The 11,778-nt window shown below is 63.7% G+C and carries 11 protein-coding genes and 1 tRNA gene; 2 read left to right on the top strand and 10 right to left on the bottom strand.

The window, feature by feature from the left end; genetic code table 11:
• Positions 1–67 precede the first annotated feature (67 nt).
• Both OJB03_RS03675 and OJB03_RS03670 read left to right on the top strand, forming a co-directional pair.
• Positions 68–874, top strand: a complete 807-nt coding sequence (locus OJB03_RS03675; RefSeq protein ID WP_263785387.1) for a helical backbone metal receptor — start codon at positions 68–70, stop codon at positions 872–874.
• Between the two features lie 60 nt (positions 875–934).
• Positions 935–2,155: a dipeptidase gene (locus OJB03_RS03670; protein ID WP_263785385.1), complete on the top strand. Its 1,221-nt coding sequence runs from the start codon at positions 935–937 to the stop codon at positions 2,153–2,155.
• Positions 2,156–2,495: 340 nt separating this feature from the next.
• Here OJB03_RS03670 and OJB03_RS03665 read toward each other — a convergent pair whose 3' ends face one another.
• The 10 genes from OJB03_RS03665 to OJB03_RS03620 form a co-directional block, all read right to left on the bottom strand.
• On the bottom strand, positions 2,496–3,761 hold the full coding sequence (locus tag OJB03_RS03665) for an ATP-dependent DNA helicase (RefSeq protein WP_263785384.1): 1,266 nt from the start codon (positions 3,759–3,761) through the stop codon (positions 2,496–2,498).
• A 69-nt stretch (positions 3,762–3,830) separates the two neighbouring features.
• On the bottom strand, positions 3,831–5,309 hold the full coding sequence (locus OJB03_RS03660) for an NAD(P)H-binding protein (protein ID WP_263785383.1): 1,479 nt from the start codon (positions 5,307–5,309) through the stop codon (positions 3,831–3,833).
• Between the two features lie 96 nt (positions 5,310–5,405).
• Positions 5,406–5,495, bottom strand: a tRNA-Ser gene (locus OJB03_RS03655).
• A 92-nt stretch (positions 5,496–5,587) separates the two neighbouring features.
• Entirely contained in the window at positions 5,588–6,514 is a 927-nt protein-coding gene (atpG, locus tag OJB03_RS03650; RefSeq protein ID WP_263785381.1) for an ATP synthase F1 subunit gamma, read from the bottom strand.
• Positions 6,515–6,658: 144 nt separating this feature from the next.
• A complete protein-coding gene (gene atpA, locus OJB03_RS03645; RefSeq protein WP_263785380.1) occupies positions 6,659–8,314 on the bottom strand; it encodes a F0F1 ATP synthase subunit alpha in 1,656 nt (551 codons plus the stop codon).
• Positions 8,315–8,373: 59 nt separating this feature from the next.
• Positions 8,374–8,946, bottom strand: coding sequence for an ATP synthase F1 subunit delta (gene atpH / locus OJB03_RS03640; RefSeq protein ID WP_263785378.1), 573 nt, complete (start codon positions 8,944–8,946; stop codon positions 8,374–8,376).
• A gap of 54 nt (positions 8,947–9,000) precedes the next feature.
• On the bottom strand, positions 9,001–9,492 hold the full coding sequence (atpF, locus tag OJB03_RS03635) for a F0F1 ATP synthase subunit B (RefSeq protein WP_263785377.1): 492 nt from the start codon (positions 9,490–9,492) through the stop codon (positions 9,001–9,003).
• Positions 9,493–9,825: 333 nt separating this feature from the next.
• Complete coding sequence (gene atpE / locus OJB03_RS03630) at positions 9,826–10,056, bottom strand: ATP synthase F0 subunit C (RefSeq protein WP_011403674.1); 231 nt, start codon at positions 10,054–10,056, stop codon at positions 9,826–9,828.
• Positions 10,057–10,158: 102 nt separating this feature from the next.
• Entirely contained in the window at positions 10,159–11,346 is a 1,188-nt protein-coding gene (gene atpB / locus OJB03_RS03625) for a F0F1 ATP synthase subunit A (RefSeq protein WP_263785375.1), read from the bottom strand.
• Between the two features lie 108 nt (positions 11,347–11,454).
• Positions 11,455–11,763, bottom strand: a complete 309-nt coding sequence (locus OJB03_RS03620) for a hypothetical protein (protein ID WP_263785373.1) — start codon at positions 11,761–11,763, stop codon at positions 11,455–11,457.
• Positions 11,764–11,778: the final 15 nt, after the last annotated feature.

The following is an 11,778-nucleotide window of genomic DNA, read 5'->3' as shown; positions in this document are numbered from 1 at the left end:
TCCAGGAACCAACCTGGCTCAGCCCGTCGTTTTGAGGGATCCAGTCTTTCCACAGCCTATTTTCTCAATGCCTACTGCCACCGACGCCCGCGGTCACACCATCGCGCTCGACCACCGGCCCCACCGGATCCTCTCCCTGGTGCCCAGCCAGACCGAGTTGCTGGCGCACCTGGGCCTGGCGGAAGAGGTTGTCGGCATCACCCGCTTCTGTGAGCGGCCCGAACACTGGCGCTCGGAGAAAACCATCGTCGGCGGCACGAAGCAGGTCGATTTCGACACCGTCCGTAGCCTAGACCCGGACCTCATTCTCGCCAACCACGAGGAAAACACAGCTGAGGACGTCGGGACGCTCGACGAAATTGCACCCGTATTCGTCACCGAGGTCAAGACTGTCGAGGAGGCGCTCGGCATGGTCCGGACGGTGGGGACGCTTACCGGAACGTCGGACCAGACGTCCACTCTGGTTGGCAAGATCATTTCCCGCTTCGAGTCCCTGCCCGATTTTGACTCCCTTCGTGCCGCCTATCTCATCTGGCGCGACCCCTACATGACCGTCGGGAGCGATACATTCATTCACGACGTGATGCACTGGGGCGGCCTCAAGAACGCCTACGGCGATCAGACCCGGTACCCGGAGGTGACAATCGACGAACTTGCCGAGCAGGACCTCGACGTCGTTCTCTGTTCCAGTGAGCCCTTCCCCTTCCACGAAAAGGACGAATTCACGGCCGACCTCCGCGAGGCACTCCCCGATACGACGATCGAGATCGTGGACGGACAGCCCTTCTCGTGGTACGGCCCACGGCTCCTCGACACCCCGTCGTACCTGACGACCCTGCGCGAGCGCCTGCCGACCCCTGTCCCGCGTGGTTGAGCCCCTGCGCTCCCTGTCCTCCTATCTTCGGAAAATTCCTCTCTCGCCCCCGCCTTCGTCGTGCCGGCCCCGACCTCTTCCTTGATCGTCGTCTCCTTCGTGCTTCTTCTGATGGGGAGCCGGGTCTCGCAGGCGCAGCCAGCCGCCTCGATCGACGCCCGGGCCGATCGTCTCGTCCAGGCCTCCCTCCTGGTGGACGGCCACGTCGACCTTCCCTACCGCCTGAACGACTTCTACGAGAATCCGGCCGACTCTACGGTGGGGGGCGACTTCGACTATCCACGAGCCCGGGCCGGCGGCCTCGACGCGCCCTTCATGTCGATCTACATCCCCACGTACCTGCAGAGCAACCCCGCCGCCGCGACGAACCGGGCCGATGCCCTTATCGACTTAGTGGAAGAGATTGCGGCGGCGCACCCCGCCAAGTTTGCGCTGGCAACCTCGCCGGACGACGTGCGCCAGATTTCCAAGACGGAGGCCGTAGCTCTTCCTTTGGGGATGGAAAACGGCGCCGGCCTCGGCGGCGAGCTCGACAACGTAGAGCACTTCTACGATCGGGGCGTCCGATACATCACCCTCACGCATGGCACGCACAATCGCCTCGGGGACTCCTCCTACGACGACTCTGAGCCACGGTGGAATGGGCTGAGTCCGTTCGGGGAGCGGGTGGTAGCGGAAATGAATCGGCTCGGCATCATGGTAGATGTCTCCCACGTCACCGACGCCACGGCCATCGACGCCATCGAACAGTCGAACGCCCCAGTCGTCGCGTCCCACTCTTCGTGTCGCCACTTTACGCCCGGCTGGAAGCGGAACGTGAGTGACAACCTGATCAGGGAGATTGCCGGCACCGGCGGGGTCGTGATGATCACATTCGGCTCCTCCTTCCTCCGCACTGCGTACCAGGACCGGGACGATCCCATTCGCAACCGCATGAATGCCCACATCGACGCGATGGGCTGGGCAGAGGACTCGCGCGAGGCAGTCGTCTACGAACAACGGACCCGCCGCGAGCACCCGATCGGCACCGTGCAGGACGTGGCCGACCACATCGACCACGCCGTGGACCTCGTGGGCACCGAACACGTCGGCCTCGGCTCCGACTTTGACGGCGTTTTTGTGCTGCCGGAGGGCCTGCAGGACGCCTCCGGCTACCCCGCCCTCGTCGCTGAGCTCCTCCGCCGCGGCTACTCAGACACGGAGATTCAGCAGATCCTCGGGGAGAATCTGCTCCGCGTGTGGACGGAGGTCGCGGCCGCCGCGGAGCGCCCCTCAGAGTAAGGAGGCCCCACCACGGGTCGCTGTATCTTACGAAACGCCCCCGTCAGGGGCGTGGCGGTAGTGAGGGCGTGTCCGTCTGGGCTCGGCGGTCCTTCGGCATTGCGACGGGCCGCGTGTTCTCCTCTGTGGCAGCAGGGACGGCTTCAGTGGGGGCTCTCGTCCGCCCCCGCTGATACCAGGCTACGGTCCCCGTGACCGATAGCACGGCAGGCGACAGCCCCAGGATCACGTATCGCCACTCTACGACGAGACCCCACGGCCCCGACGTGGAGCGCCCGCCGCATATGCTTCCACCGTTGAGGATGCTTCACCCGACCTAAGTGCTTCTGAGTAGCGGCCCTTACACGAGCAGTGCAAGCCGCCGGGAGGGGCGCGTGACGGCCACGTAGAGAAGTGCCCCGCGCTCTTCGCCCCGACACACACGCAGGTCGCGGTGGTCCACGAACACGGTGTCGTAGGTGGACCCTTGCGCCCGGTGTACGGTCGTGGCGTACGCGTAGTCGACACGGGCGAAGCGCTCGCGGAGCTCGAAAAACCGATCCCACTTGGAGGGATCGTCCTCGGCCTTGGCGCGCCGCCGTTCCAGGTCGTTCTCGTATCGGTCCCGTTCGTCCTCGTGCAGCACCTGGATCGTGCGCGTGAGGCCGCGCCCCGGTGTGCGCACCTTCAGTTCCCAGACGGTCCACTCGCTCTGATCGTCGGCCTCAAACGTCTCAACGTCCGCCCGCTTAACGCGCACTTCTTCGCTGTTGGTCAATCGCTGCGCCCCATCGTAGTACCAAGTTTCGGTGCCGACCAGCCACTCCCCTTCCACGAAGCGATCCGCGTCCGCCCCGTACCGCTCGGCACGGATCTCGCGGTTGTAGCGGCGCACTGTCTTGTTGCGGTAGGCGAGCACACGAGCATGGGTCGCGTCCTCCGCGAACGCGTCGGCGTCGAAGGCCCGGAGGATACTGTCCAGGAATTCGTCCCGGTTGCGCGTGACAGCCACGCCCTTCCCGTCCTCGAAGGTGCTCCCAAAGCGGCCGTCGGCCCCGGTGCGGATTTTGGTCGCGAGTTCGAGGATCGGGTTGTCGGCCGCCTGGCGATGAATGGTTTCCAGGGTGGGGCCCGGCACGTCGAGCGCGGGCGACGGGTCCTCGTTCACCGGGGGCAGCTGCGCCGGGTCGCCCACGAAGAGCCATTGCACCCAGAAGGGCGCATCCTGGATGTGCGACCACTCCTCACGGCCAATCATGGACGCCTCGTCGATGATGACCACCCCTTCGGCGAAGTCGCGCTCCTCCTCGGCCACCAGTTCGTACTCCCCGTCGTCCTTCGGCCGCAGCCGAAGGCCCAGGAAGGAGTGGAGCGTCTGCATCTGCACAGGGGCGTCGCCGAGTTCGTCGCTCAGCACCTGTACCGCCTTGTGGGTCGGGGCACAGACGGTCACCGTGCAGTCCTCGTCCAGCAACTGCTCCACGAGGCGACTCACAAGATACGTTTTCCCGGTGCCTGCGTACCCACGCAGCCCCGTAAACCGCTCCCCCCGCGCAAGGCGGTCGTAGACTTGGTCGTACGCCTCTTCCTGGTCTTCGGTAAACGGCGCGTCGGCAAAGGTGGACATCGAAGGGCAAAACGGCCCGACCGGATCGGGCGAGACAGGGTTCGTGGAACAGAGCAGAGCGGACGAGGCCTACGAGGAAGGCCCGTGGAGGGCGGACGAGACGGACGCCGTCTCGGACTGCCGGTGCGTGAGGCGCTCCAGGTGCTGCCCAAAGCCCCACATCACCACGAGGTGGGCGAGCGCCTGCGTGCTGTTGTAGACGTACCACGGCAGCCGAGGCGAAAAGTCGTGGATGGCGGCCAGAACGGCCCTCCCTCCCAGCACCTTCCGAAATTCAAGCCGTCCGGAGCGCTCGCCTTCGCCTTTCGCCAGCAACCCGCCGGTCACGAAGAAGAGCTGTCGCCCCTCCGGACTGCGGTCGGCCGCAAACCGGAGCTTGAGGAGGGTTCCTACGGGACGCAGCTCGAAGCGCGCCATCCGCTCCTGCTCTACGTCGACTTGAAGCATAGGCCATCCCAGGCGGGGCAACCATCGCATGTACTCGTCGGCCACGTCCCGCGCCGTAAACTCTGGGGGACACGGCATGCGCTGCACCGAACGGACCACACTCTGGTCGCGGATCACGGCGTCTTCTCGCTCTCGCAGATCGTCTCGCGGGTTGGGCAGGGGATGCCCGCGGTCGTCGACCGAGGCCTCCAGGGCCCCCTCAAACGACAGGGCGTCGCGTTGGAGCCATCGGTGCATTTCGTTCGATTGGATGCGCGTCTGAAACCGCAGGCTGTCGATCACGGGCGTCACGAGGGCCCAGGGCACGCTTCCGAAGAGCCACACCCAGAGCTTCGAGAGGCGGGGCGACTCCATCGGCACCGTCGTGGTGCGGCGCTGGAGCCCCAGCACATCGGCGGTGCGCAGCAGCATCTCGTGGTAGCTCATCGCCTCGGGCCCGCCCACGTCATAAGTGGCCTCGTAGGTCCGCGGATTGCCCAGGCTTTTCTTCAGTCCCCGCACCGCGTCGCGCAGGGCAATGGGTTGGGTCTCGGCCCGGGTCCAGGACGGCAGGACCATGACGGGGAGCCGCCGGACGAGGTTCAGCAGCATGCTCAGCCACGTGCCGCCCGCGCCCACAATCAGGCCGGCCCGGAGCGTCGTGAGGGGAACGGACGTGGAGCCGAGGACCTGCTCCATCTCAAGCCGGCGACGGAGCGGAGACGGCAGGGGGCTCTTGTCATCCGGGATGAGCGCCCCGAGGTAGAGAATCTGCTCGACGCCTTCCGCTTCGGCCGCCCGTGCAAAGTTATCGGCCTGCAGGAGGTCGAGGTCAGCCACCTGTCCCTGCGTAAGCCGGGACGACGGGAGCATGGAGTGGACGAGGTAGATGGCGTAGTCGGCCCCCTCCAGCCCATCCTGCACCGCGTAGGGGTCGAAGAGGTCGGCGTGCCGCCATTCCTCATCGGAGCCTGAGCCCGCATTGGCACGGGCCCGTACCGGCGACCGCGTGAGCCCGACAACGTCGTACTCGTCCCGTAGCGCTTCCCGCAGCGCCGTTCCCACGAAGCCCGTGGCTCCGGCGATGGCAACGGTGGGACGGCTGGACATAGACTCGGCCATCAAAGAGGGTCATCGTGAGGAGCGAGCCCACGCAGAACGAAGAAGGCCCGAAAAAGAAAAGGCCCGTCCCGACAGGATCGGGACCGGCGCGGACAGCGGAGAGGGGGGGATTCGAACCCCCGAAACGGCTCATCACCGTTTACTCCCTTAGCAGGGGAGCGCCTTCGACCGCTCGGCCACCTCTCCGTCTTCTACCGTTGTAGTATGGTGCGCCGCGGACAATGTTGCACGGGTGCGGCAGCCCCGCCGCAGACGGGTGGTGTGCCCGCACTTCCTCCCTACCTGGACTCTTCAAGGGCCTCCGCCCCACTGGTGATGTCCAGCAACTCGCGGGTGATGGCACTCTGCCGGGCCCGGTTGTACTCAAGGGTAAGGTCCTCGATCAGCTCCTCGGCATTGGACGTCGCGTTGTCCATCGCCACCATCCGTGCCCCCTGCTCGGCCGCGTTCGACTCCAGAAGCGCCCGCCACACCTGGTAGTACAGGTAGCGTGGCACGAGTTCGTCGAGTAGCTCGGGCGCCCCCGGCTCAAAGACGTAATCGATGGCCCGGCCGTTCTCCGGAAGGTCGAACCCGTCGGCCTCTTCCTCCATCACCGGCGTCTCGAACCGCTCTTCCGGAATGGGGAGCAGGGGCTCCACAATTTGATTCTGGACGATGGTGTTCTTGAACTCGTTATAGACAACCTTCACCTCGCTCCAGATGCCGCGCTCGAAGCCCTCCACGGCGTCCTCAACAATCTCCTGTGCCAGGTCGAAATTGAGACTGTCGAAGACGCCTCTGTAGTCTCCGACGAGGCGGTGGTCACGCTTCTGGAAGTGCTTATGCCCCTTCTTCCCCACACACAAGAGAAACAGGTCGTCGGCCGCCTGCGTCTCCGCGTAGGAGGTCTCAATCAGGTGCTCCGCAGTCTTGATGGCGTCGCTGTTGAAGGATCCGCACAGCCCGCGGTCGGCCGTGATCACGATGACCAGGGCACCAGAGGACTCATCGGGCGCCTGGAAGAACGGGTGGGCCGTAGGATCAAGCTTCTGCTTGAGGTGATTGGTCAGCTCCCCAATCTTGTACGCGTAGGGCCGCGCCCGGAAGATCTTCTCCTGGGCCCGCCGCAGCTTTGCGGCCGCCACCATCTTCATGGCCCGGGTCACCTGCTTGGTGTTTTCGATCGAGTCGATCCGGTTCCGAATGTCGCGAAGGTTCGCCATGGATCAGGCAGGGGGATCATCGGGCAGGAGTGGGAGTGAGAACGGCCAACCGGCGGTGGGAATGCCTCTTCCACAGCCGAGGCTGCGGGCTCGCCAAACACCGGTTGGGCCGAACCGCCAGGCACTGAAGGGCTCAGCCGAGGGTCACGCCGTTGCGCCTTCGTCCGCGAGCACGTCTTCTTCGTCTTCCTCTTCCTCCTCGGCGTAGACGTCGGCCAGGTCCGCGGCGACCTCCTCAAAGGTTTCTTCGGCCGTGTCGGTGAGCTCTTCGGTCTCGCGCACCTCAGCAAACACGTCTTCGTGGCGAAGGCGCAGTCGCTCCAGGTATTCCTCCTCGAAGTCCCCGATGTCGTCGACCGGCACGTCGTCGAGGTGGCCGTTGATGGCCGCGTAGATGATGGCAACCTGTTCCTCCACCGGCACCGGCGAGAACTGATCCTGGTTCAGAATCTCGACGAGCCGCTCGCCCCGGTTGAGCTGACGCTGTGTGGAAGGGTCGAGGTCGGACCCAAACTTGGCGAAGGCCTCCAGCTCCCGGTACTGCGAAAGGTCGATTCGGAGCGTGCCGGCCACATCCTTCATTGCGTCCACCTGCGCCGAGCCGCCCACGCGAGAGACCGATCCCCCCACGTCGATGGCCGGCCGGATGCCTGCGTTAAAGAGGTCGGTCTCCAGGTAGATCTGGCCGTCGGTAATCGAGATAACGTTCGTCGGGATGTAGGCGGACACGTCGCCGGCCTGCGTCTCGATCACCGGCAGCGCCGTGAGCGATCCCCCGCCTTCCACCTTGTCCTCGAGCGTGTCGGGGAGCCCGTTCATCTGGGACGCCACCTCCTCATCGCTGATGATCTTGGCGGCCCGCTCGAGCAGGCGGCTGTGGAGGTAAAAGATATCGCCCGGATAGGCTTCACGGCCGGGCGGGCGGCGCAGCAGAAGCGACAGCTCGCGGTAGGCCACGGCCTGCTTCGAGAGATCGTCGAAGCACACGAGCGAGTCCCGCCCCGTGTCGCGGAAGTATTCACCGATGCAGGCCCCGGCGAACGGAGCGACGTACTGCAGGGGCGTCGGCATGGAGGCGGAGGCGTTCACGATCACCGTATGCTCCAGCGCGCCGTTGCGCTCCAGGTCGCGCTGCACCTGCGCCACCGTCGAGTCCTTTTGGCCGACGGCCACGTAGACGCTGTAAACGGGATCGCCGCTGTTCGTGCCCTCCTGGTGGGTCTTCTTCTGGTTGATGATGGTGTCGGTTAGGACCGCCGTCTTTCCGGTCTGACGGTCCCCGATGACCAGCTCCCGCTGGCCGCGCCCGACCGGGATCATCGAGTCGATCGCCTTGATGCCCGTCTGCAGGGGCTCCTCGACTGGCTCCCGGTAGATCACACCGGGCGCCTTTCGCTCCAGCGGAAGGACTGTCTTCTCCCCCTCGATGGGCCCCTTACCGTCGAGCGGGCGCCCCAGCGGGTCGATGACGCGGCCCAGCATGTTCTCGTTCACGCCGACCGATGCGATGCGTCCGGTGCGACGCGCCTCGTCGCCCTCACTCACCGCGTCCACGTCCCCGAACAGGATGACGCCGACGCTGTCTTCCTCGAGGTTGAGGACCATGCCCTCCACGTCCTGCTCGGGAAACTCCACGAGCTCACTGGCCTGGGCGTTGCTCAGGCCGTAAAGGGTTGCGATGCCGTCACCGGCCTCAAGCACGGTTCCGGCCTCGTACTCTTCCGCCTTGGTTTCAAAATCGCCAAGTTCGCGGCGGAGAATGTCGGTGACCTCGTCGGGTCGGATACTACCGTTGGACATGGAAGGGTCGAGAGATCAAATCGTGAAGAACAAGTGGGACGGTGGCGGGCCGCGGACGGCTACGCCACGTCGTCAAGGGCATTTTCCGAGAGGGTCGTATCACGGAGCCGATCGTGGAGGGCGCTAAGCTGACTGCGCACACTGGCGTCGAAGACTCGGTCCCCGATTCGAACCACAAGTCCCCCAACCAGGTCCGGATCCTCATGTAGGTGCAGGCGGATCTCCTTGCCTGTTTTCTCTTCAAGCACGTCCACCAGCGCCGTACGGTCTTCATCGGTCAGGGAGCGGGCCACCGTGACCTCCGCGTCGACAATGCCACGCTGCTCGTCGCGGAGGGACTGGTACTGATCAAGAATATTTTCCGTTATCGTCTCGCGGTCCTTTCGAATCAGCAGTCGCAGGAACCGCATCGTCAGGCCCTCGACCCGATCGTCCAGAAGTTCGCGAATGATCGAGTCCTTCTTGTCCTGAGGGATCACGGGACTTTCGAAGACCCTCACCAGCGGGGGGTTGGAGTCAAGGTTCTCAAGAAGCATCCGGACATCCTCGTCAACGGCCTCGAGGACACCGTTCGCGTCGGCTTCTTCGTATAGCGCGGCGGCGTACCGCCGTGTGACCGTGCGCTGGCTCATACGGGTATTCGGGATAAGGAGTTGGGCGCGGGCCGGAGCCGTCTTCTCCGGGCGCTAATTCGTCGGAAAGTCGTCGAGGGCGTCGTCCACGAGCTGACGGTGCCGGTCGGCATCCAGGTCTTTCTCGATGATTTTCTGGGCCGCCTCGATGGCGAGGTCGGCCACCTCGTCTCGAAGCTCCTGGAGTGCCGCCTGCTTTTCACGCTCAATGTCGGCCTGGGCCTGCTCCTTCATCTCCTGAATCTCACGGCGCGTCTTGTCTTTCTCCTCCTCGCGGAGTTCTTCGGCCGAGTCGCGGGCCTCGCGAAGGATTTCTTGGGCCTTCTGCTCCGCCTCGCGACGGGCCTTTTCATTCTCGGCCTGTATCTCCTTGGCCTCTTCGAGGGCCTCTTCGGCCCGCTGGATGGAGTGCTCAATTTCCTCCTCCCGCGCCTCCAGCGACTCGGTGATCGGCCCCCACCCAAATCGGTAGAGGAGATATAGGAAGATGAGGAACGCGACGGTCTTCCAGAAAATGAGTCCAACCGACGGGGTGACGAGCTCCATAAGCAAGCGAAGAACCAGACGATGAATTTAAAACCGGACGATGAGCCCAACTGTAGAGAGCGGACACAAGTGCGGTGTCGTGAAGGCCAGTACCTCTCGCCTCCGCCCAAAAAGCTTCAGGGGGGAATCGGAAAGCTGCGACTGCTGCGTCAAAGACCTGTTCTCTTTGAACTATCGCGCTAGAAAAAGCGCACCAGGTAGTCGAATGCCTTCTCCCAACCGGGACGTGAGAACCATAGCACTGGACCCTACCCCCGCCGGGTCTTCAGGCATGCCCGACCCGGTGCAGGGTGAACCGCACTTGCGCCCTCTCGGTCGGTTTCAGTATGGCCGTTAGACGAAGAGAACCAAAAGGAGGCAAATAATGAGGGCAAACAGGGCCACACCCTCAATGAGACCGGCAGAGACAATCATCAGGCCTCGAATGTCTCCGGCGGCTTCGGGCTGGCGAGCCGCCCCGTCCATCGAGGAGCTAGCCAGTCGACCAATTCCGATCGCGGCGCCAACGGCAGAAATACCGGCTCCGAGACCGGCGGCGAGGTATGCAAGAGCAGCGGGGTCCATAGTGTTCTTCTCCGAGTGTGATGTGTACAGTATGCGAAGTGGTCATGCAGCGGTCGTATCGGTACGCAGCCTCACGGCGTTTTCCGGGAATCACTCCCGGGGCTAGGCCGTCGTCGGCTGTACGCGTTCCTCCATCTTGTCTTCCACAGCGTCGAGGCGCTCCTCGACCCGGCCGTCAAGGCCGACGTCGGGCTCTGTCTCCTCCTCACCAGCAGAATGATGTTCCTCTACGGACATCCCGATAAAGAGGGCCGAGAGAATTGTGAACACGTACGCCTGAATGAAGGCAACGAGCAGCTTAAGCAACAAGATGAAGACGGTGAATCCTATGCTAATGACGGTGGTCGACCAGGCCGCCGCCTCCCCCATGATCACGTTCATCATGAAAACCAGCCCGATGAGGCTGAAGATGATTAGCGACCCGCCCATCATATTTGCAAACAAACGAATTGCGAGGGCGAGGTGCCGCATCACGAGACCAATGATCTCAATGGGCACCAGGATGATCCGAATGGGAACCGGGGCGTCCGGTGGGCCCGTCAGCAGTTCCTTGTAGTAGTCGGACGAGCCGTAGAGGAGCACGATGGAGAATGTCATGATGGCCATCACCCCCGTCACCGCGATGTTGGACGTCGCCGCCCCCGCAAACGGCACGAGCCCCAGAATATTGGCGACGAGAATGAAAAAGAACGCCGTCAGCAGATAGGGCAGAAATGTGCGCCACTTTCCGTCCGGAATGTTGGGCTTCGCAATTTCGTCGCGGACGAAAACGACAAGCACCTCCATCATATTCTGAAAGATGCCTTGAGGGGCCTCGGGGCGGTCGTGGGCCTTCTTGTAGCGTTGCGCCAGGGCAATAAAGATCCCCAGCACGATGAGCATCGCCAGCAGCCCAAAGATAAGGTGCCGAGAGATAGAGAGGTCGGCGACGACTTCCCCACTGGTTCGGACCGCTGCGCTGTGGAGGTGCTCTTTCGCCTCGATGGCTTCCGCAAGCTCCGCCGATCCTGTGATTGGACTGGCGTGCCCCTCTCCCTCATCCCCATGGGCGGCGAGGCCGTACGGTCCGTTCTGTAGAAGCCCCTTCGTACTTCCGTAGGCTTCGAGGGTCAGTGCTCCGTCCGCCGTGCGGACGATCATGATGCGCGGGAGTTCGACCTGCGCAAACGGCTTGAAGTTCAAGTAGTAGCCGTCCTTGGCGTGTCCAAGGATGGTATTGTTGACGATGCTCTCAAGAGTCACCTCTCCGTCCGCCGCCTCTGCGGGCGCGGCGGGTAGTGCCAGACTCATTCCCAGCACGAGGAGGGCAACAATTCGCAGAGGACGAACCCGACCGATCATAAGGTCTGTATCTGTGCAACAGCGATCACGTGCGCGCCGGAGTGGCAACCGTTGGCTTCAGGCCATGAGGCCATCTTGCCTCATCCGGCGAACAATCATCCAAATCTCGGAGGCAATACTCACGAATAGCAGCCCGAGGAGGGTCCCCACGTACGTCGGTACGTGGACCGGAGCGTACAGGAGAACCAGAATCATCACCACGAACACGAAGCCCATTCGTCCGCCGAGCCCGCCCAGCTCGATGACCAGGAACGTTTTTCGATCCGATGCCCGCAGAGCCGCGTAGTGCGTCAGCACGCGAGCAAGGACGTGGATTCCCACCGTTGCAATCCCTCCTCCGAGGCCCAGCCACAGCCCAGTTGTCATCGTGGTACCGACGGT

The organism is Salinibacter grassmerensis (genome assembly GCF_947077765.1).
Taxonomy (GTDB): Bacteria; Bacteroidota; Rhodothermia; order Rhodothermales; family Salinibacteraceae; genus Salinibacter; species Salinibacter grassmerensis.
The sequence above is the reverse complement of the archived record's forward strand: the minus strand, read 5'-3'. Positions and strand labels throughout refer to the sequence as shown.